Source organism: Citrobacter sp. Cf116 (assembly GCF_030336505.1).
In the GTDB taxonomy this organism is placed as follows: Bacteria; Pseudomonadota; Gammaproteobacteria; order Enterobacterales; family Enterobacteriaceae; genus Citrobacter; species Citrobacter freundii.
This window is the reverse complement of sequence record NZ_JAOWEQ010000041.1, coordinates 333,886-354,695: the sequence shown is the minus strand read 5'-3', so window position 1 is coordinate 354,695 and position 20,810 is coordinate 333,886. Positions and strand designations below refer to the sequence as shown.

The window sequence follows — 20,810 nt, the reverse complement described above, 5'->3', positions numbered from 1 at the left end:
CCCTCCTTACTCACTTTTGTATTTTTGTTGCAGACAGCCTGCCGGTGATACTGACAGGCTCTGATGCTGCCCACGCAGTTTAAGCAGGCGGGCAACTGATATGATGACGGCTATACCGGCCAGCAGAGCCGCGCCGTGGAAAGCAATCCTGCCGCCGGCATGTAAGTAAACCCAGCGGGTTATTTCAATGCTAAGGGCAATTATGCCAAGCGCCAGAATATTCAGCGTGGCAGAAACGGTGCCTTTTGGCAGGTTATGAGAAAAGAGCGTGAAGCGAAACAGCACCGGATAGAGTAGTCCAATACCCAGGGCATAAAAGCTCGTTCCCAGTACTGACCATAGCCAGACGTGTGGCCATAGCAGGTTGCCGACAAGCAAAGTCAGCAAGCCAGCAAGCTGTATCGGGACTGTACCCCAGATAAAACGCGGTGAAGTCGGGTCTTTGATAAAATTCGCTACGATCGCACTGGCGATAATGATCCCACTAAACACGGGCACCTGTGTCCAGGCATAGGTACCGGGAGACATACCCCCGTGCTCAATCAGGATCACGGGGGAGAGCGCCACCCAGGTGATGATGGGCAGGTTACCAAAAGCGACTGCCAGTGAGCCGGTCAGCACCACTGGATGGCGAAATGCCGCGATGAAATCTGACAGCACTTCACCCGGTTTGAATTCTCTTCCCTGAGATATAACTGTTTCCGGCATTTTGAACAGTAGTAAGAACCATGCTACCAGACCAAACACACCGATGATGGCAAAGAGCAGTTTCCAGTGAATGAACTCCATCAGCGCAGCGCCGGCCACCGGCCCGATAACCGGGGCGAGCAGAACAATAGAGGTCAGCGCAGCCATGATCCTGATGGAATCCTTTTCATCAAAGGCCTCCTGTATTGATACATAACCAACGGTGGAGATAAAACAGATGCTGGTGCCCTGAATAAAGCGGGCGACGAAGTATTGTTCGATCGAGGTGACAAACAGCATGCTCAGGCATGCCAGGGCAAAGATCATTGCACCCGTGAGCAGGACGGGGCGGCGGCCAACCCGGTCGGAGAGAGGACCCAGGAGCCACTGGAGCGCCAGTCCGCCTGCCATATACAAACTGACTGATACTGGAGCCAGCGTAACATCCGCCTGTAACTCATTTATAATGTTAATGACGCCCGGCTGAATAAGGTCCGTTGTCAGGTAAGCTGAAAAATCGTAGATGATCATCGCCAGTGGAAATAATAGTACGCTGCCATACCTGCTAAGGCGTCCCGAAAATGGCGTCATAAACGGGTTCTCCGTTTTTTATTATTGAATGGTTATTTATCAACTTAGATCGTGCAGTTCCTTATCCATCGCAGGAGTCAGTCTGAGATCAAGAAATGCTACCTCCAACCCCTTGCGCTGAGGTGTACAACACATGATGCCCGTTTTGACAGGGCCTGTAGGGAAATGGCATAAGCGAAGTAATGGCCAGTGCTGTCCATCTGAGGAGTACTGCAGTCGTAACGCATCTTTTTTACGGGTCAGACGCAGCCAGAATTCCTTCGGATCCCCGGGAAAGAGTCCTGTAGCCCAGTCGGAGTTTCTCATCGTGAGTACACTCCCGATTGCAGGTGCTCCATCGTTAAATTCGATGCCAGCTTTGAGCCAGTGCTGTTCGTCAGAGAGCATCATAATTCCGGCCTGGTCATAGAGTGTGGTGAAGTTTGCGCGGATCCTGACCTGAAAAGTAAAATCACCCGTTACATCAGTAGCGTAGATGTGGCCGGTAAAACGCTCAAACCCGTACCAGGTACGGCACCAGAAATCAGTATGCTCATCTGTGATTACCGACAGGGCGTTATTTTCGTTGCACCATACGGCGGGCTCATTGATCCATTCAAACTTGCAACTCATCATTGTTCTCCTGTCATGCGGAACGCAGCATAACGATAGTTTAAAATGTCAGTTCCATTTCAAACTGGTATAACGGTTCAGCCTGATAACCCGCCGCAGTAAATAATGGTGCCAGCGTTTCTGGGATCGCGGCTGATGTACTTATGCCAGGCCATCTGGCATTGATTTTCTGAAGCATTCTTATAGCCCGTCCCTGGTAACGATACACCGGTTCCACAAACAAACAGCGGAGCTGAGGTTGTCCCATGAACTCCGCGACAGCACACCATGCATGTTCGTTATCCCTGAAGATGTCGCAGGGAATAGACAAGAGCTGTAGGGGGCTGACCAGCCAGGGAAGATCATCATCTGGTGCAGACCAGACGGTACGCAGGAAGTCATCAGCAGACTTGGATTCCATATCCCCTGAAGGTATTTCCAGACGAGACTGTGGATCTCCCCGGTATTTGCACAGATGTCGGCGAACCTGAAAACCGAGCGCGTGATAGAGATCGATGGCCCGGGTATTTTCGCGCATCACTTCCAGCCTCACGCTGGATAACTTTTTCTCTTTTAAGGAGGTAAACAGAGGAGTAAGCATCTGTTTTGCCAGTCCCTGGCTCCGGTACTCGGGCAACACACCAAATGCTGCCAGACGCGCTTTGTCCATTCTGCGGGTTACGATGGCTATTGCCGCTGGGTTATCATTGACCAGCCAGACAAACGAGTCTTAAAGGCTGAGTCCTTCGGAAATGAAACGTGAGGCAAACATTTCCGGTGGCAACGCAAATGGTGTCAATGATTCATTAAAGCTGTCTGCAAGAATACGGCACAGCTCAGTAATGCTGCATTCAAGGGCTGATACCGGAATTACGGTCATTGATAAAGCTCTCCATTGCGATTACCGGGAGCTACAGGGGAAAATATGCTCCCTGTTTTCTCAGACAGTGAAGCTGATTTCTACAGAGCGGGCACTGCGATCGCCCTCACCATGGTAAACAGCTTCGATGTTGTTACCGTCCGGATCCAGAACAAAAGCGGCATAGTATCCGGGATGATAGGTTCGTTCGGCAGGTGCGCCGTTATCACGTCCGCCATGATTTAGTGCTGCGTGGTAAAACGCGTTCACCGATTCACGGTCTGCGGCCTGAAAGGCCAGATGGTGCCGTCCTGTAGGCACTCCGCCAGACTCCGAACTTTTTACTGACGAAATGACCAGTTCGTCAGCCCAGATATAATCGTCATCGGTAATAACCATGGGGATCTTAAGTTCCGCCAGAACAGCAGTGTAAAACGCTTTGCTTGCGGCAAAGTCGTTTACCACGAGCTGGATATGGTCGATAAGTCTGCCACGATGCAGCGTATAGTTATCCATGGTTCATTTCCTTATTCAGATTCTGTCAGTCAGGTCTTTACCTGTGAAACTCAACAGAGGCACAACTCTACGTAATGATTGTGTTGTTGGAAAAAAATACATTAAGTTTTGTGCTCTGAACCCGACAGATATCAGAAAATCATTCCACATTTGGTCTTTGTACAGGAATTGCTATTCCGTTATTCGCTTATGACCAGGCTCTCAATTGCCAGTTGTAATATAACGAGCAGGTATGAGATAAGAGCAAGCCATTTTACGGGGCGTAGTTTACGTTCAGGTATAGAGAGCGTGTGGAGTATGGCATGACGCTTCATTTTATTGAGTGGCATGCTGCCTCCTGAAAAAGAGCCCCCTGCACAGGCTGCTAAACAATGAAAAAAGAATCATTCCACAACCAAGGCACTTATGAGTAAGGTTAATTGCCGTGGCGCTAACGTAACGGTCGAGGCGGTAAAAACAAGCCACAAGTGGCTAACCGTTTTCCTACCGAATTGACAGCGTCCTCCTGTAGAGCTGTTCGTTTGTTAGCCAGAACAGGTTAACGGATAAAAACGGTATATCCATATCAAATAAGAGGTTGTTTAGCGTTTATTTAAAAAATACCAATCGAATAATGCGCGCTCGAATAATAACATATTCTTAACTATCCAGAAATGCTAATTAATAGGTGCTTATGAGAACTGGAGAGATAACTCCTTCTGATGAGCCATAATGCAGTCACATCCCGGTCAGGGGATTCTCAGGTTTAATAAGCATGATTAACCAGTACTGTAATGATGGCTCAGCGTAAGACGCGTCAGTTTGCTGTTGACTCTCCTGTAAGGTAAGACTGTAAGGTCCACTTATTCATTCAGGGAGATAGTTACATGTATCAAATAGGGCTGTTTTCAAAGATCTGCCGTGTGACGATAAAAACGCTTCATTACTATAATGAAATTGGTTTACTCGTCCCTGCCTATATTAATCCTGAGAATGGTTATCGATTTTATACTTCTGACCAATTAATGAAATTCCATCAGATTGCGAGTTTACGTCAGCTTGGATTTACAATAACTGAAATAGTTACTCTTACTCAGGATGAAAATTCCTGCCGCATAATTGAACGGCGACGCCTTGAAGTACAGAAACAAATTCGGGACATGAACGATATGCTCTCCCGGATTAACCACTATCTGCAACATAAAAAAAGGAAAGAATTATGTTATATCAAGCTGTTTTGAAAGAGATCCCGGAATGTATTGTTTATTCCAAGCGTTTCATTGTTCCTGATTTTTCCTCTTATATCAAATTAATTCCGCCTATAGGACGAGAGGTTATGAAGGCAAATCCAGGTTTAACCTTAACTACCCCGGCTTATTGTTTCACTCTTTATCATGATAAAGAGTATAAAGAGAAAAACATGGATGTGGAGTTCTGCGAAGCTATTAATGATTTTGGTAAAAATGAAGGAAATATTATTTTCCAGGTAATCCCTGCCATAACAGCTGTAACTGTAATACATAAGGGACCATATGATTCATTAAGAAATGCTTACATTTACCTTATGCAATGGGTTGAAGACAATGGTTACTTGTTAACAAATTCACCAAGGGAAAGCTACATCGATGGCATCTGGAACAAACAAGACTCCGCAGAGTGGATGACTGAAATACAGTTCCCTGTAGAGAAAGTTTAATCGAAATGCAGGCTGGCCCGGTTAAGGGCCACCTGCTGATAACCATTCAGATTGGAAATTCCCAGGCTGGCATTGTCGTCAGGTAACGTTTTGCCTGCTTTTGTGCCCGACTTTTTGCCAGCAATCAAGGCAACTCTGTATCGCCTATGACCAGTGTTTAAGATTGCCGTTTCTGTCGCTGCAGTACGCACAATATTTATCACTAGCACTTTGTGCATCGGTTGAATACATCGCCATTCCGCAGGCCTGATTAAACCACTTGTGCTGTGTCATCATGTGCTCCTTCAGTCAGTTGATTGTCTACTAAACATACAAACTTACTGCACTGTCTTTAACGGGTCAGATCAACAGCTCCTGATGGAACGGAACCACTATGAACATTGATTGAACTCATTTACCTAAAAAGCGCCATTTTGATAGTCTCGACTTATCTCGTTGAACATCTACAGGATTGTAACGTTGGAAATCTTTTTTTAACCCGCTGAAAAATATCTCTTAAATATTTTTCATACACAAACATTCATGGTCCGTTCAGTACGGATCCGATTTTGTATGGGTTAAAAAAGGTACGTTATGAAAGTTACATGGACCGTCACGCCTGTGGGGTATCAGCGCATCGCGAAACGATGCCCTTCATGCAACATTAAACGGGACTTCACGCCATCAGGTGCATTTCGGATTAATTCGCAAAAGAAGGTGCTGGACGTGTGGAGTATCTATAAATGCACACACTGTGATTACACCTGGAATATCTCCCTGTTTTGGCGCCTGCACGTCAGCAAAATCGACCGCCAGCTTTATCATCGGCTAATGACAAACGATGCCGCCACGGTTCAACATTTTGCCTGTGATATCGCGACGCTGAAGCGGAACAACGCCGAGCTATCGGGTCGGCCTGATTTTACCGTTCAGGAGCGCTGGCAGTTAAGCATCTCCGCCCACCAGCGGGTTCGCGTTAGTGTCAGGATCTCCCGTTCATTTCAGGTAAGTCTGCTGTCGATTTTGAAGCAGCAGCTCATGCTTAGCGCTGGTGAGATTCAGAGAAGGGTGGAAGCAGGGCAGATCGGTGGCGTTACGATGAAGATGCTTAAATCGAGAAAGCTAAAGGCAGCGGAATATGAATTCCAGCTGTCTACGGAAACGTTATATGCCCGGCGCAGGATTGTTCTGACACGTCGTTAAAAAATAAGAAGCTCACCCTAGGAAATAAACGTCAGTATGGCAGTCGTTCTACATAACAACGGATAGGCCAGGGATAGGGTGGGCTTCTGTTTTTCAGCTTCTGAATTGAGAACTTTAGTGAATGGGGTGATAGAGGATATCGCTTGAATTGTGCCGAGTCTGAATGGTGTTTTAAGGATTGGGGTATTGGCAAAGGCGTAGCTTAATTGAATGGGTTCTATCATTGGCCGCGCGAATCCGTAATGCGCTGCTGTAACCATAATTCGACTTCGCTTTGCTTCCAGCGGGAACTGCGGCCCAGCTTAATTGGTCTCGGAAACAGACCATCTTTTATCAGCTTGTAAAACCATTTATCTGTCAGCCCCGTTAGCTTCGTGATGAACCGCATATCCACCAGTTGATCATCGAGCAAAGAAATATGTTCTGTCATGATGCTGTCTTCCAGTGTGGGATTATCCTGAGCTGGTGGTTGATTACTCGTTACCACCAGCCCTTCCACATCAATGGATTAATACGTAAAAAAGTGCAGAACGTGAGTTACACCGCGCGAGGACGCCCCAGTCCGCTGGGTGACGGTACCTCACTGGCTCCGTAGTGATAGTGACCGTGTTTTTGCTCTTCTTTGGCGAGGTAGCTGATGATGTAGCGCAGGTTATCGATGGCTTCGGTATCACCGTAGTTCACCGGCCTATTAATACTGACTTCATAAGTGGGTTTGTACTCGCAGCGGTTGTAATAGCCTTCTCGTTGCGTTATTTCCCGCCATATTGTTCCTACTCTTTCAGCTATTGGGTAGGTAGCTTGGTTAAGGTGCCTGTCGAGATAGAACGCGATATGGGCATGGCATCCGTGGTCTACAGAGTTCTCGAGTACCCAGAAATACCCTGCCAGATTTGTGTGCTGCAGAGTGCGTTCAACCAGCATGCGTACTTCTCGCTCAGTTTCGTTCCAGGAATGACGTTTATAGCGCTCTGTACCTTTCTGATAGAACAGGTCGAGTCGGAGTGCCTGTATTCGGGAATATCGGTTCAGTAGCTGATTCAGGTGGTCATTGAGTAGAGACAGTAGAAACCAGTTCATCGTGTATCTGGAATTGAAAGGGTAAGGTGTGTGCATTGATTTATCCTTTGTCAGGTGGAGTGCAAAGGATTGGGATGAGATGTAATTTTTAAGAGAAGCAGGTATACGGCAGATACAGGGAATTGTGTATCCAGGGGAATACAGGCAGGGTTAATGATTGGGGGAAGGAGCTGTGAAAAAGGTGGTATAGAAACAAGGAGTACCCCTTAATTATACTAAAAACCCAAATGTTCATATCTGCTGTTGAACGATTCTAATGAGGTGAACAGAGGAGATTCATAGAGTAAAAACCACAGGAATAACGCAGTGAAATGTCAGAGTATTATCACAATAAAATCAGTGGGATATCAGTTAAATATCAGTCATTCTTCAGGTCTGTGACCCGACTCTACCAACCAAAAAGGTACTCATGCTAATCTATTTTTGGGAGTCAGAAACAGAGGGAAAGACGATGTTGCATTACGATATGATCCGTAACGAGATAATGTATTTAAAAATGCTTGGTGCGCTTTCCAACACTGATTACTCCTTACAGTGGAGTACTTATGATTCGCCGGATCAGTTTCGACGTTTAATCTCTGAGATCCTTGAACGGCATTTCCTGGGCGATCAGGACAGGATCAAAGTTGGCCGGAAAACTCTTAAAGAATGGGCTGAGCTGCTACTGATTGATAAAGATTATTTTGATTGTTTCAAAGGTACACCAAGAGCATTGTGGTTTGCTCACCATTATATTTTTGAATACCCAGTATTATCTGCAGGGCTGACGCTTGGTGGTTTGGGGGATGGCTTTGATTGTTCAGGTGGTTTTAATTCTCTTTTAATGGACGATAATATCTTCACAAATCTTGATTTCTCTAATTTGAATACCGACCTGGGCGATATAGATTGGGACCTGATAACAAATCCACAGGCCACTGCTTCAAAGAAACCGAAACGCGTTTTCTCCCGATTTTATCTGAACGCGGGAGCTAGTACCTCTCTGTATAACCCCACTCCGGTAACTGAGCGTGAACTCATCAATGGTGTGATGAGGTACATTGATGAAGCGCCATGCTCACTTGGAGATAAGATCTCTTATTTCAAAAAACTGCATGAGCGCTGGCTTGAACAATATGATTTTTTTCTGTCAGACTTTGACTGGATGTCCCGTGATGATGAAACTCAACTAGTATATCTCTGGGACTATCTCAAGGGAAAAGGACGAATAGCGGGCTATCTTCGCCCTTATAATATATCTATGCGTTATGACATGATTATTGCGGCTATAGATGTGTGGAACGTCCAACCTGAAGCGAAGCTGGAGTTTATTGAGAAGATGAAACATGCCTGGCAAGCGGCGAAATCTTATCGGCGATCTGCTAAATAGCGTTGTGATCTCAGTGGTTTCTTCGTCTGATTTCTCAGTATTGTAATGAATCTTAATGGACCAAGGTCTATAGCTATCTCTCTCTTGTCCCGTTAAGTAGAGAGCACATACTTGTTAAAGATTAATATGGCGGGGTATGGATGATGGAGCGGTTTCCTGTTTACTAGAATGTATGTTTTTGGCTCGAACCTTACAAGCTAACTGAGCTGAAGGTCCGCTGAGAGCGAGGAGCAGAAGTTATATTAAAAATTAATTAGCACGTTGATTTAATCACCATGAAGGATAATTAGGGTTTTTTCCTCTTAAAAGAGATACTTTGTCAATTATCTCAACAGAAGCAGTTCTATAACCCTCCTGCTGAAGTAGGTGAACTGCATAATCTCTTAATTCTTGCAAAGTGGAAAAGCCGTTACTTTCGATGAGTATTATAATTATCTTAATATACTTAAAGATTTGTTCAGAGGATTCGTTCGCGTTGACGTTAAGTTCGTAAAAATCTTTACCATCATGAACAAGCTTGTTTCTTACGTCAGTATATAACTCGTCATAAACTTCTAGGTTTTTCTTAAATTTGATTAGTGAGTTATTACATGTAAGTGCTGCAATGTAGGTCCTTTGCTTCCATCCTTTCCAATTTGGGTCAATATTAGCAAGACCATCAAGTGCAAAGACTAGGTTTAGAAATTGTGATTCCGCGCCAATTGAATAAAAAGATTGCCTACATGCCCTAACTACGGAGCTAACTAATTTTGAAAGTTCATTTTCAACGACTCCATCGTAGATAGAAGATAAATATTGCAACCCAGGGTAATACAAGCTGTCAACCTGAGGGCCTAGCCAATTATTACTCACGGCAAGGGGTCTTGATATTCCACTTATCTTAATTGGTTTAAGATGAGTTATCTCACGAGGAATGATTTCTACATCATAAAACCCGTCAGAGCGTTGACCTGCAGGATTAGGGGTATATTCCATACGTGTAAATGCGCTGTGAGAAAATCTGACTAAATCGAGCGCATATTCAGCTATAGACAAACACATGTTTATAACATGGCTGTTATGATCAATGCTTGAATTAAGTTTTAATAAATCAATATATGGTAGGTCACAGTTAAACTGTATATACGAACCATCTTGCTCTGATAATCGCTTATGTGACTCTTCATCAAATTGTCTTCCGCAATAAAAAATATACTTTCCGATCTCGATGGTTTCCTGAATGAAAATCTTCTCAATCGGCACAATAACTATGCACTCCATATTTTTGTTTTTACCCTCTAATTCAGCTAATTCTAGGTTAGAGCTTCTTGATTTAGCTAACTCTATTTCTACCCACTCAAAGCATATTGAGAAGTCTTCTAGAATTTCGATGCTGCTTTTTTGATAACTATCCTTGGTGTATTTAAATGTAATGCCATCTCCTTCAGGATAGGCACTGGCCCAATATCCCATATCTCTTAACTTTTTTAGAGATGTTGAGATATCGTCGACTTTATTAATAAAATCCTCTTTTCGCCATAAAACATTGCCAGTGTAGTTTTCGTACGGTGGTATTAAACGAGCTTTCATATAACTTCCTTATTATCCAAGAGGATGTGACTGAAATTTTTATCAGACTTATCTACAATAATATAAATTGACATGAAAAATCTACTCAACAATTAACCGTTATGATTTGCTTGCGACGACTAAAACATGCCGATGGGTCGCATCCGCTCCTGGCACTAAGCGGACATCTTTTAGTTCTGCGCAGCAGAAGTCCGTTTACGTGTTAATCTAAAATTCAAAGTAATTTCAGATAGATATCATCTCTGTGAATCCCCCGCCTTCCTGACTGAAACGCGGGGTTTTTAATTTTTCACGCTGAGACTACTGTATGAATAAACCTGATGGCCTTCAGGCCTTTGAACAACCGCTTGCGTCGCTTCCCTCTACGCTTCGCGAGCTTATTCTTGAACGTATCCAGAACCTGACCCACTACGAGCCGGTTATTGGCATCATGGGCAAAAGTGGTGCAGGTAAATCCTCTCTTTGCAACGAACTTTTCCGGGGCGAGGTGTCCCCGGTGAGTGACGTGAATGCCTGTACTCGCGACGTGCTGCGTTTCCGGTTACGCAGTGGGCGTCACAGCCTGGTGATTGTTGATTTACCGGGCGTGGGCGAAAACGGGCAGCGGGATCAAGAATACCGTGCCCTGTACCGTCGAATCCTGCCGGAGCTGGACCTGGTGCTGTGGGTCATTAAGGCCGATGATCGGGCACTAACCGTGGACGAGCAGTTCTGGCACGGTGTGATGCAAACTTACAGGCAAAAGGTACTGTTCGTGATTAACCAGGCCGACAAAATCGAACCCTGCCATGAATGGGATACCCTCACCAGCAAACCTTCACCGCACCAACTGGGAAATCTTAAAGCGAAGCAGGCTGCGATTATGGTGATGTTTAAACCGCATCATCCGGTCTGTGTGGTGTCAGCCCGCACTGGATGGGGCATTGAGGAGATGGTGGCAGCCATGATGCGCTGTCTGCCTGACCGCGCCACCAGCCCGGTGGTGACACAACTGCACAGGAAACTCTGCACAGAGCCGGTAAAGTCGCAGGCTCGTGACAGTTTCGGTGAAGCTGTGGGCCGGGTTTTCGATACCGCAGAATCATCTTCGTTCCTGTCTACATCGCTGAAAACGGTGATTCGTAGCGTGCGTGATGCGGTGGTGTCGGTCGCACGGGCCGTCTGGGACTGGATATTCTTCTGATATCGCAATTTTCTCTGCGAATGATGAACTTGTTGTTAATGATGTGTTGATTGTGGACACGTCCTTTCCATTGCGTTTTATCATCAACAAAATCAGGAGAAGCATCATTATCTGTCAGACGAGCGCTCACAAGGCCGGGCTGCTCATAAAAAATAGTTCCGATGTTGTCCATACCCTGTCCACCCCTTCCTTTAAAGTAATCATTATTAATTCAGAGAGTTAACTTCTCAGGAGAAATCTTTCATGACGCTTCAGGAGCGGCGACATGACCGGCTTGCCGTCAGGTTGTCGTTGATTATCAGCCGCCTGGTGTCCGGTGAAACTCTGTTTATTCGCAAACTGGCAACTGAATTCGGGGTGTCAGAGCGCACGTTACGTCGTGACTTTCGGGAACGTCTGATGTATCTCGACCTGGATTATTACCAGGGGCAGTGCAGTCTGCGCTCGGATATTCACAGTACGCGGCAGGAAATAGATATTCTGACCTTTGCTCACCGTACGGGGCTGGCCGGGGTTTTCCCGGGCTTTGACCGGCGACTGGTCAGCAGCCTGCTGGACTGTGATGATCGACCCTGTCTGGTATGGCATCAGGACAGACCTCATCCCCCGGCAGGAAAGCTCTCCTTCTACAGGCTGGTCAGAGCTATTTCTGGATGTCAGCGCATCACCATTCTGACTGAAGGGGAGCGTCATGAGGCCGTTGCACCTTACCGGCTAATCGCTCTGGACGGTTACTGGTATCTGGTCGCTGAACATAACAGGCAATTACGTGTCTTCCGGCTGGATGAGATTCATCTGGTAAGGCCATCGCGGGAAACATTTATTCGCAGTGAGCTTCTCTATCAGCTGTCGGAGGATAAACATTTTATCTCTGCCTTACCTCATTTCCGTTTTATTCAGCAGTCGCTGAATTCATTTTCTCCCTCAGAAAGTCGGGGGCAATCCGGACAAACTGATTAGAGATGGTCTCCATAATTAAATGTAAGGTTAATCTAATGAAAGAATTGAAATTGTTGTCTTTACTGCCAGTCATATTGTTCCCCTTACTTATCGCAGGTAATGCTCACGCAGCACGTCCTTATAGCGGATTCCTGCCTGCAGCAGTGAATAATAAGAGTGGGAATATATTCTGGTGTGATGCCCACCGCCAGGTCAGAAAACTGTGTACAGCGACGGAAGTGGATTCAATGGGATGGTTTATTGTTGTTCGCTCGAAACCTTCCAGAGATTGTCCGGGGGGCCTTTGGGGGTGGATCACTCCCAGTAAAGACGATGTAGCAACAGGGTATACCATTACGCCAGGTAAAGAATTCAATCTCACCATGAAGGATATGTGCAGTCCCGATATGAAAGTAACGTTCCGCCCGAATAAAAAGGACCCTCGTTATGACGATCTCGTCGGGATTTATGCAGGGAAAGAAGCTTTTCGCTACAAACAAATAAAATAATCCAACTGTTTTTTCGTTACTTTATTGTTTTAAACAACAAAAGCTTTATTACATGATTTGAGGACAACATTATGCGACTGCCTTACGTAATATTTACATTAGCTATGCTGGCTTCTGTATCAACAGCACAGGCTATTCCCAATATGTGGACGAGTGGTTTTGGGATGGGCGTGACCGAATATATCATTACCAGCCCGGAGAAGGTGGTGTTTAATCTGAACTGTACTGGCAATCCGGATGCGCAGAATATTCTGCAACACGGTGTTGATCTCACCCTGCCTGATGGAACATCAGTAAGCTCTCATGACGACGGAACGGAAATCACGGTCGTCATGGATAACAGTCAGTATCCGTTACCGTCATTCCTCGGCTGGCGAAACGGTGACAATGCCTGGGTGTCATTTATTGACGCCCTGAGCCAGTCTGCGAATTTTGATGTTTACGTCAACGATAAAAAAGTCGGCACCTTCAGTCCGGGGCTGAAGAATACGCAGAAAGAGCTGTCTGACCTCAGTGAGTGCCGGACCACACACTACAGCGATTAGTTACTTACATTTCAGACCTCTCCAGCCCGCTACGCACCAACACCAGATAGCAACAGGCCATGCTCCTTCGGGAACATGGCCTTTTTTGTTTTTATTTGATTATCAGATAAGGAGTTAGCTATGCGACTAGCCAGCCGCTTTGGCCGTATAAACCAGATACGCCGTGACCGGCCTCTGACCCACGAAGAGCTGATGAGTCATGTACCCAGCGTGTTCGGGAGTGACAAGCATGAATCTCGTTCAGACAGGTACACCTACATCCCGACCATCACCATCCTCGAAAGCCTGCAGCGGGAAGGCTTTGAGCCGTTCTTTGCCTGCCAGACAAAAGTTCGCGACCAGAGCAAGCGGGAGCACACCAAGCACATGCTTCGACTGCGTCGCTCCGGGCAACTGACCGGGCATCAGGTGCCGGAAATCATTCTACTTAACAGCCATGACGGCTCATCAAGCTACCAGATGCTGCCGGGCCTGTTTCGTGGCGTCTGTACCAACGGCCTGGTCTGCGGTCAGTCATTCGGAGAAGTGCGGGTACCGCATAAAGGGAATGTTGTCGAGAAGGTGATTGAAGGGGCTTACGAAGTGCTCGGTGTGTTTGACCGGGTGGAGGAGAAGCGCGATGCAATGCAGTCACTGGCACTGCCAGAACCAGCCCGTAACGCCCTGGCGAATGCCGCGCTGAAGTATCGCTTTGGTGAAGACCACCAGCCGGTCACGGTATCGCAGTTGCTGACCCCACGTCGCCGGGAGGACTACAGCGATGACCTGTGGACCGTATACCAGCGCGTGCAGGAGAACCTGATGAAAGGAGGTCTGTCAGGGCGAACCGCTCAGGGGAAAAGCAGCCGCACCCGTGCTGTTATCGGCATTGACGGCGATGTGAAACTCAATCGCGCCCTGTGGATTATGGCAGAAAACATGCTCGAATTTTTCGGGCGTTAAACAACCGTTCCGGCATAAGGAGATAGTTTAATGGATACCCACAACCCTGAGTTTGCTGAGCAGGCAGCAATTACTGCCTCGGTAGTCCCTGACGAGTTACGTATCGGCTTCTGGCCAAAGCGCTTTGGATCTATCCCACAATGGATAACCCTTGAGCCCCAAATATTTGGCTGGATGGATCGTCTGTGCGCTGATTACAGCGGCGGCGCCTGGAGCTTTTACACACTCAGCAACGGCGGCGCATTTATGGCTCCGGAGCCCGACGGTGAGAAGTGGACGTTGTTCAACCCGATGAATGGAAACGATGCGGAGATGAGCGGAGAGGCTGCCGGTATAGCGGCCTGCCTGATGGCATACAGCCACCACGCTTGTCGCACCGAATGTGACGCGATGACTGAGCACTATTATCGCTTACGTGACTACGCGCTAAACCATCCGGAATGCAGCGCCATTATGTATCTAATCGACTGAGGAATACCTGACATGAATATCGCATTATCCCCGGTATCATCGCAGCCTGAACTCTTTCCGCTGGCGGTTATGGCCCAGCATAGTTGCCTGCTCCCCGCGACCTCCGGATTGACACCTTATGCCCAACGGACCATTCGACGTGCTATCAACCTGCTGGATAAATATCTGCGCCAGCCCGGCATGTCCTTTACCTCAAGCACGGCTGCCCGTGACTGGCTTCGGTTACAGCTGGCAGGACAAGAACGGGAAGTGTTTATGGTGCTCTATCTCGATAACCAGCACCGTTTACTGGAGAGTGAAACGCTATTTGCCGGTTCGGTTAACCATGTCCAGGTCCATCCCCGTGAGGTGGTGAAGTCAGCGCTTCGCTTCAATGCTGCTGCTGTTGTGCTGGCGCATAACCATCCATCCGGTGATCCGGAGCCCAGCCAATGTGACCGCAACATTACGGGCAGGCTTAAAGAAGCGCTGGCACTGGTTGATGTGAACACTCTCGATCATCTGGTTATCGGTTCAGATGGAATTGTGTCGTTTGCAGAGCGAGGCTGGATATGAGGGCACTTCAATGAAATCTACTGACTCAGAGAACGATTCATTTCTCAAGTGGGGTCTGAATCGTAATGTGACACCTTGCTTTGGCGCTCGTCTGGTACAGGAGGGAAACCGGCTGCACTATCTGGCTGACCGGGCCAGTATCACCGGTAAGTTCAGCGAAGCAGAATGTCTTAAGCTGGATATGGCATTCCCGCATTTTATTAGCCAGATGGAATCGATGCTGACTACTGGTGAAATGAATCCTCGCCATGCCCACTGTGTCACCCTGTACCACAATGGTTTCACCTGCGAAGCCGATACCCTTGGCAGTTGCGGCTACGTATACATCGCCGTTTACTCCACCCATCGTTAACTACTTTCACAAGAGCAAATATGAAAACTCTACCTGCAACAAATCCGCAGGCGGCGAAGCTATGTCTGTCGCCCGTGGCTGTCTGGCAAATGCTGCTTGCACGCCTGCTGGAACAACATTATGGCCTGACACTCAACGACACGCCATTCAGTGATGAAACGGTAATTCAGCAACATATCGATGCCGGTATATCTTTGGCCGATGCCGTTAATTTTCTGGTGGAAAAGTACGGGCTGGTTCGTATTGATCGCAGGGGATTCGACTGGCAAGAACAGTCCCCATATCTGCGGGCAGTCGATATTCTGCGGGCGCGACAGGCAACTGGTTTATTGAAAAGAAATCGTATTAGCGCGGCACGGTGAATATTGGGAATAGCCTTCCTGATTCACACTGCAGCTTTCCTTACTTATTTAATTTACTCATTCCAAAAAGCACCTGCCGATGCTGGTTGGTGCTTTTACTTATATGGACGAAATATCATGCAAATAGAAGCTGTAATTTTAACTGGGCACATTATCGCAAGTACAATCCGGGAATGCTGGGCCGTCGTTGTTGATGGTTTTGACGCATGCGGCGAACAAGCTTATGATCCAGCTTAATTTCTTTTCCTCATGAAGGGACGGGTATGGGCAACAGAATGTGGATGATTCGCGGTGACGGCGGCAAGCTCTATGACGATTTTCGCGATAAGCAAATTGTAGGCATCGGTTGGTCTCAGCTGGCTCCATTAGTCAAACCCGGCCTGTCCCGAGCCCAGTTACTCGCCTTATACCAGGAGGCAGATCCCTTAACAAAGCTGGGAACAGCCCGTTCTGGTGCATCGCAGGTCTGGCGTTTTGTGAATGAGATCCAAAAGGGTGATTGGGTTATTACCTATTCGCCAGCCAACCGTACTTATTTGCTAGGCAAAGTCACATCCGACTTCCAATATCATCCTGAATGGGTGGAAGAGGGGATGGGGATCGCTCGGCAGGTTAAATGGAATACTCAAGAAATCGACCGCGATAGACTGTCTGTTGCTACCAAAAACACATTGGGTTCTACGCTGACGGTTTTTCAGCTTCCAGAATATGCGCTAGAAGAGCTTTTGCAGGATAAGAAACCCACTATAGATGTAATTACTCAGAATCCAGTTGCAATGGATGAAGATGAGGTCGTTTCTGATCCGCTTCGCGATATGGAAATGCTGGCGTTTGAGGGTATCAAAGATCGTATTAACTCTCTTGATTGGGACGAGATGCAAAATCTTGTTGCCGGAGTTTTACGCAGTATGGGCTATAAAACGCAGGTTTCACCTGCGGGAGCCGATCGGGGTAAAGACATCATTGCTTCACCTGATGGGTTCGGTTTTGAAAATCCGCGTATTATCGTTGAGGTAAAGCACCGCAGGGAACAGATGGGAAGCCAACAGATACGCAGCTTTATCGGCGGTCGCCATAAAGACGATCGCGGGCTTTATGTCAGTACAGGGGGTTTTACGAAAGATGCTCGATATGAAGCCGACCGTTCGACGATACCACTGACGCTCTGGACACTTGATGATCTCGTCCGTGCGCTTATTGAGAACTACGAACAAGTTGATATCGAGACTAAACTTTTGGTGCCTCTGAAGAAAACTTTCCTGCCTGCCTGAATCTTGCTTTGATAGCCATATCGGTGTTCTACTGGTATGGCTTTATACCCACTTGCAATGTCTATTTTTTATACGGACTTTAACTTGTGGGTACAAGTGTGGGTATAACTATTTATTCCTATTTATAAACTGCATTGATATCATTCTGTTAGGTGTGAAATTCGAGTCCGGCCTTCGCATTCACCCTCTAAACACTTCCTTCCTGTGCCACTCCACAAACCCTTCTTTTGGATAATTCTCGCGCATCATCGGTAGCGCTATCGATTTACCGTCGAAATCCCAGAACAGTCTGCCAACAATGCCGCTGCCATTCACTGCGGTGGACACCTGAACCCGCATACTTTCATCCAGCCCAATCGAACCTTTATCAAAGGCTTTATGGTGAATTGCACACAGCGCCAGGCCGTTTGAAATCTCGCAGGGGCCGCCGTGCTGTTTCCATTTGATATGGGCGGCTTCCAGGGCGACTGAGGTGCTGTCGTGGCGCATATTGAAGCCACAAATAGCGCATTCATAGTTATAGGCACGCAGAACCTGCTGGCGGAACAATGGATCCCGCTGTTTGCGGATTTGCAGGATATCAAATCCCAGTTCATCCCCGATCTCTTCCTGGATGCTTTCGGTGAAGTGCGCCTCGAGGATTTGCTGGGCCAGGGCGTTGATGAGGCTCTTGCTCTTTTTCAGCAGGGCAAAATGCTGTTCATCAAAACCTCCGGCAACGTTGTGCGACACCAGTTCTCCGGCAGGAGGCTGTTTGCTGCTACCGGATGTTGAACAGTGCTCGGCGTTTTGTAGCTCCCAGAACCCATCTCCCTGTAAGCGCCAGAAAGGCATATCCGGGCGGTATTGCGCGCGCTGTGGTCCAAATCGCTCCAGCAGACTATGCAACGGGTCGCGAACTTCCGAACCGTAGTCAAACAGGCGACCGTGACCCTGCTGATAACCGGCCAGCACATGAAGCAGCAGCAGGGGCTTGTGCGGCGCACGCTGCTCGCCTTTACGCCAGATGGTGATGTCGGCAATCGCCTGTTGCAGGGTTTTACTGGAAGTCATTGATTTCATTATCAGGTAAATAATTGCGATGATGCTCGCAAAATATCACCTGATCAAGCAAAGACGGGTTGATGCGCTACCGACATCACTTTTATGTTTTCTGAAAAACACATACGCCATGGCGTTTACCGTTCCCCAAACTGGAGACGCAGGAGTACAATAAGTAAGCAAATTATTGCATATCGAAGGATCTTTGATGGTGAAGGATAACGAGGTATTGGAATTTTTTCGGGGGGAGTTATCTCTCGCGGTAACGTTTACTTTCAAGCTTATCCCGATTGAACTTGATACGCCGCTGCAAGGTTACGCTGAATGGGATGAATTACCGTATGCCATTGAAGATTTTGGAGAGAAATATAACGTTGAGGTTTCAGTCATTGATTTCGAAGCCTATTACCCCAGGGAAAGAGAATCGGTCTATCGAAAGTGGTTTACGAAAGAACCCATCAAACAAGTGTCAAAACCGCTTACTGTGCGTATGTTCGCAGAATCAGCCAGAGCAGGTCACTGGTTATATGATTGACTGTATGCTTACAGAGGATACTGACGCAATTAGATGTTGATTGCATTGACAAAATCTGGGAAATAATTATACGAAGAATAATGGCAGTATCAGTTTACTCAAAAGTTTTGGTGGTGTATCTCGCTGTTTATTAGAGAGGAATGACCTCGTTTGTTCATAAAACGTATGCTTTCACCACCAGCACATTCTTTCTGTGCTGGTGAAATACTCAATGGCAGTTACGAAATTACTCTGTGATTCCAGGCATCCTTATAAATGATATTTCCATCGCAGTGCTTCCATGTAATAGCCTCATATCTTAGCTGAATAGTTTCATTGTGGGTTCCTGTTCCCGAATCGGGGAATAAATTTGGTGTGATTCCTGTCACTTTTACATTTTCTAAAATGATATTGAAATATTCACTTTCAATACCAACCTCTAGAGTTTGATACATTTTTATTGTGGCTGATTTTAATGTCTGGCTTTCACTTAACGCTTTATACAAAAGAGGCGTTTTTTTATCAAACTCCTTCTGTATTGTAATCGGCGCGTGCACACGCGTTCCTGTCAGTCTACCTGTATTTACATCTACAGGGATAGACAGGTGATTAGTGACTGCTTTCAGTTCAATAGCACCAATGCTCCCAGCGACTTGTGAGCTTCCCATTACGGGGGAGCCATTTGCATCGGTTAACCGCAGATAGGCTGGGTTTGACATGATTAGTCCTTATCTACATTTATATGAGAAGGGAAATAAAGCATGATGAGAATCCAAACGAATGTTCCAATAATTTTTATGGGCCAGGGTTCAAGAAAAGCGAAACAGGCGAGGGCCCCTGCGATTAGCAATGGACCGGATAATAGATCAAGAACTCCACCCATCAGGTGTATATTTGTTTGTAAGAACCTATTGGCTATAAAGGCGATAATATAAGCACTTCCAACGATGATAATAATGGCAAGGATTTTATCCTCCCATGAATAGAATTCGATGAGAGAAATTAAACAAAGGGTGGCAACATACCCACAAAACAATGAGTTTATTATTAGGGTGATTAGTTTTTTCATGTTACCAGTCCTTAGGCTTACTGTTTAATTGTTCTTCCACTAACTCAATAATTTTTATAAAAAAAGCTTGTCTTCTGTATGTCCAGTATGTATAGAATCAACAAAAGATTGTACTGTATCAGGTGAAATGATAATGTTATAGATCCTTCTTGCAATGCCTTCTATATCGGCCATGGCAATCCTTTAATAAAATAAGATGGCTAGAAATGAAAGCATGTAAATAACAAAAATAGATGGTGAAATAGTTGACCTGAGTAACAGTTTCTCAAATAACATTAAGAATATCGACATTGGTTATTAATTAGAGATATTAATTCTTGAGCTAAATATTCTAGTGCTGATATAAAAAATCATATGAAAATGCTTCCTCAATAAAGGCACCCGCAGGCGCCCCAATGACAATCACACTCTCACCCCTTCGACCCTTTCCCCGCAATTACCCCGATAAACTCCAGTACCTGCTTTTGCTTACGCGCGGAGAGTTTTTCCACGGCGCGCAGGGATTTCATCAGTTCTGACTCTTCGGGGTCGGCGGTGCGGGCGGTTAATACGATGCAGCCTTGCATTACGCGAACATCAACGTCGGTGCCGGTATCGAATCCGGCGGCTTTCAGCCACTGGCCCTTCATCACAATGGACGGAAACCGAACGTACTTCACCGGAATACGGCTGTAATCAGGATAACGGCTCGCATAACCCACCTTCAGGCGACGGTTATCTGCGGCGTGGACTTCTGAATCAAACGAAACTGCAATACAATGCGTATCAGTCATGATGGCTATTCTCGTGAAATAGTTACTGTGATTAGCGATGTGCAGGTGTTGGCGCACCTTCGCATCGCGCTAATAAAACCCCTGTAAATTACGCCAGTATCCTGGGGGAAGTCCAGATGTAAATAAGATGAAATAAGCGCGAATAGCACGCTTTCGGAATAAATA

At 46.5% G+C, this 20,810-nt stretch carries 26 protein-coding genes and 1 pseudogene; 15 read left to right on the top strand and 12 right to left on the bottom strand.

The window, feature by feature from the left end; genetic code table 11:
• Positions 1 to 6: 6 nt before the first annotated feature.
• From OGV74_RS22610 to OGV74_RS22595, 4 genes are all read right to left on the bottom strand, one after another.
• Positions 7 to 1,278 carry an MFS transporter gene (locus OGV74_RS22610; protein ID WP_286521593.1) on the bottom strand — a complete coding sequence of 424 codons (1,272 nt, stop codon included), beginning with the start codon at positions 1,276 to 1,278 and terminating at the stop codon, positions 7 to 9.
• A gap of 39 nt (positions 1,279 to 1,317) precedes the next feature.
• Positions 1,318 to 1,890, bottom strand: a complete 573-nt coding sequence (locus OGV74_RS22605; RefSeq protein ID WP_021571988.1) for a DUF1349 domain-containing protein — start codon at positions 1,888 to 1,890, stop codon at positions 1,318 to 1,320.
• A gap of 40 nt (positions 1,891 to 1,930) precedes the next feature.
• Positions 1,931 to 2,584, bottom strand: coding sequence for a GNAT family N-acetyltransferase (locus OGV74_RS22600; RefSeq protein WP_286521631.1), 654 nt, complete (start codon positions 2,582 to 2,584; stop codon positions 1,931 to 1,933).
• Between the two features lie 225 nt (positions 2,585 to 2,809).
• Complete coding sequence (locus tag OGV74_RS22595; protein ID WP_001756912.1) at positions 2,810 to 3,244, bottom strand: VOC family protein; 435 nt, start codon at positions 3,242 to 3,244, stop codon at positions 2,810 to 2,812.
• Positions 3,245 to 4,110: 866 nt separating this feature from the next.
• Here OGV74_RS22595 and OGV74_RS22590 point away from each other — a divergent pair.
• Together OGV74_RS22590 and OGV74_RS22585 are read left to right on the top strand one after the other, a co-directional pair.
• A complete protein-coding gene (locus OGV74_RS22590; protein ID WP_286521592.1) occupies positions 4,111 to 4,464 on the top strand; it encodes a MerR family transcriptional regulator in 354 nt (117 codons plus the stop codon).
• Positions 4,443 to 4,919 carry a GyrI-like domain-containing protein gene (locus OGV74_RS22585; protein ID WP_286521591.1) on the top strand — a complete coding sequence of 159 codons (477 nt, stop codon included), beginning with the start codon at positions 4,443 to 4,445 and terminating at the stop codon, positions 4,917 to 4,919. The genes OGV74_RS22590 and OGV74_RS22585 overlap by 22 nt, the downstream gene beginning before the upstream one ends.
• A gap of 46 nt (positions 4,920 to 4,965) precedes the next feature.
• On the opposite strand, the pseudogene OGV74_RS22580 reads toward OGV74_RS22585, so the two are convergent.
• Positions 4,966 to 5,192 (bottom strand): annotated as a pseudogene (locus OGV74_RS22580) (hypothetical protein).
• A 300-nt stretch (positions 5,193 to 5,492) separates the two neighbouring features.
• On the opposite strand from OGV74_RS22580, the gene OGV74_RS22575 reads away from it, so the two are divergent.
• Positions 5,493 to 6,101 (top strand): DUF1062 domain-containing protein, encoded by a 609-nt coding sequence (locus tag OGV74_RS22575; RefSeq protein ID WP_021571982.1) that lies wholly within the window; start codon positions 5,493 to 5,495, stop codon positions 6,099 to 6,101.
• A 220-nt stretch (positions 6,102 to 6,321) separates the two neighbouring features.
• On the opposite strand, the gene OGV74_RS22570 is transcribed toward OGV74_RS22575, so the two are convergent.
• Entirely contained in the window at positions 6,322 to 6,531 is a 210-nt protein-coding gene (locus tag OGV74_RS22570; protein WP_021571980.1) for a helix-turn-helix transcriptional regulator, read from the bottom strand.
• A gap of 107 nt (positions 6,532 to 6,638) precedes the next feature.
• Entirely contained in the window at positions 6,639 to 7,217 is a 579-nt protein-coding gene (locus tag OGV74_RS22565; protein WP_286521590.1) for a YagK/YfjJ domain-containing protein, read from the bottom strand.
• A 415-nt stretch (positions 7,218 to 7,632) separates the two neighbouring features.
• Between OGV74_RS22565 and OGV74_RS22560 the strand changes: the two genes are divergently transcribed.
• A complete protein-coding gene (locus tag OGV74_RS22560; protein WP_226194425.1) occupies positions 7,633 to 8,550 on the top strand; it encodes a hypothetical protein in 918 nt (305 codons plus the stop codon).
• Positions 8,551 to 8,820: 270 nt separating this feature from the next.
• Here the strand turns inward: OGV74_RS22560 and OGV74_RS22555 are convergent, their stop codons facing one another.
• Positions 8,821 to 10,119, bottom strand: coding sequence for a hypothetical protein (locus OGV74_RS22555; RefSeq protein WP_226194423.1), 1,299 nt, complete (start codon positions 10,117 to 10,119; stop codon positions 8,821 to 8,823).
• Positions 10,120 to 10,426: 307 nt separating this feature from the next.
• Here OGV74_RS22555 and OGV74_RS22550 point away from each other — a divergent pair, with 307 nt between their 5' ends.
• The 10 genes from OGV74_RS22550 (at position 10,427) to OGV74_RS22505 (ending at position 17,248) form a co-directional block, all read left to right on the top strand.
• On the top strand, positions 10,427 to 11,302 hold the full coding sequence (locus tag OGV74_RS22550; protein WP_239042603.1) for a GTPase family protein: 876 nt from the start codon (positions 10,427 to 10,429) through the stop codon (positions 11,300 to 11,302).
• Between the two features lie 243 nt (positions 11,303 to 11,545).
• Positions 11,546 to 12,262, top strand: a complete 717-nt coding sequence (locus OGV74_RS22545; protein ID WP_001757887.1) for a helix-turn-helix transcriptional regulator — start codon at positions 11,546 to 11,548, stop codon at positions 12,260 to 12,262.
• Between the two features lie 35 nt (positions 12,263 to 12,297).
• Complete coding sequence (locus OGV74_RS22540; RefSeq protein WP_077264947.1) at positions 12,298 to 12,750, top strand: hypothetical protein; 453 nt, start codon at positions 12,298 to 12,300, stop codon at positions 12,748 to 12,750.
• 71 nt (positions 12,751 to 12,821) lie between these two features.
• A complete protein-coding gene (locus OGV74_RS22535; protein WP_024185729.1) occupies positions 12,822 to 13,295 on the top strand; it encodes a YfjT/YkfB family phage-associated protein in 474 nt (157 codons plus the stop codon).
• 120 nt (positions 13,296 to 13,415) lie between these two features.
• Positions 13,416 to 14,237: a DUF932 domain-containing protein gene (locus tag OGV74_RS22530; RefSeq protein WP_001757890.1), complete on the top strand. Its 822-nt coding sequence runs from the start codon at positions 13,416 to 13,418 to the stop codon at positions 14,235 to 14,237.
• Positions 14,238 to 14,267: 30 nt separating this feature from the next.
• A complete protein-coding gene (locus tag OGV74_RS22525; RefSeq protein WP_001757892.1) occupies positions 14,268 to 14,708 on the top strand; it encodes an antirestriction protein in 441 nt (146 codons plus the stop codon).
• Between the two features lie 12 nt (positions 14,709 to 14,720).
• On the top strand, positions 14,721 to 15,263 hold the full coding sequence (gene radC, locus OGV74_RS22520) for a RadC family protein (RefSeq protein WP_001757893.1): 543 nt from the start codon (positions 14,721 to 14,723) through the stop codon (positions 15,261 to 15,263).
• Between the two features lie 10 nt (positions 15,264 to 15,273).
• Positions 15,274 to 15,615, top strand: coding sequence for a type IV toxin-antitoxin system YeeU family antitoxin (locus OGV74_RS22515; protein WP_024185730.1), 342 nt, complete (start codon positions 15,274 to 15,276; stop codon positions 15,613 to 15,615).
• A 20-nt stretch (positions 15,616 to 15,635) separates the two neighbouring features.
• Complete coding sequence (locus OGV74_RS22510; protein ID WP_001757895.1) at positions 15,636 to 15,977, top strand: TA system toxin CbtA family protein; 342 nt, start codon at positions 15,636 to 15,638, stop codon at positions 15,975 to 15,977.
• Between the two features lie 281 nt (positions 15,978 to 16,258).
• A complete protein-coding gene (locus OGV74_RS22505; RefSeq protein ID WP_490493735.1) occupies positions 16,259 to 17,248 on the top strand; it encodes a restriction endonuclease in 990 nt (329 codons plus the stop codon).
• Between the two features lie 180 nt (positions 17,249 to 17,428).
• Here the strand turns inward: OGV74_RS22505 and OGV74_RS22500 are convergent, their stop codons facing one another.
• The gene (locus tag OGV74_RS22500) at positions 17,429 to 18,301 is read right to left on the bottom strand and encodes a phosphorothioated DNA-binding restriction endonuclease (protein ID WP_286521583.1); all 873 of its coding nucleotides are present in this window, start codon (positions 18,299 to 18,301) and stop codon (positions 17,429 to 17,431) included.
• A 196-nt stretch (positions 18,302 to 18,497) separates the two neighbouring features.
• Between OGV74_RS22500 and OGV74_RS22495 the strand changes: the two genes are divergently transcribed.
• Positions 18,498 to 18,824 carry a DUF1493 family protein gene (locus OGV74_RS22495; RefSeq protein ID WP_040230261.1) on the top strand — a complete coding sequence of 109 codons (327 nt, stop codon included), beginning with the start codon at positions 18,498 to 18,500 and terminating at the stop codon, positions 18,822 to 18,824.
• A gap of 218 nt (positions 18,825 to 19,042) precedes the next feature.
• On the opposite strand, the gene OGV74_RS22490 is transcribed toward OGV74_RS22495, so the two are convergent.
• From OGV74_RS22490 to symE, 3 genes are all read right to left on the bottom strand, one after another.
• A complete protein-coding gene (locus OGV74_RS22490) occupies positions 19,043 to 19,522 on the bottom strand; it encodes an Hcp family type VI secretion system effector (protein WP_286521582.1) in 480 nt (159 codons plus the stop codon).
• Between the two features lie 2 nt (positions 19,523 to 19,524).
• Positions 19,525 to 19,872: a hypothetical protein gene (locus OGV74_RS22485; protein WP_286521580.1), complete on the bottom strand. Its 348-nt coding sequence runs from the start codon at positions 19,870 to 19,872 to the stop codon at positions 19,525 to 19,527.
• Between the two features lie 410 nt (positions 19,873 to 20,282).
• A complete protein-coding gene (symE, locus tag OGV74_RS22480) occupies positions 20,283 to 20,645 on the bottom strand; it encodes an endoribonuclease SymE (protein WP_286521579.1) in 363 nt (120 codons plus the stop codon).
• Positions 20,646 to 20,810: the final 165 nt, after the last annotated feature.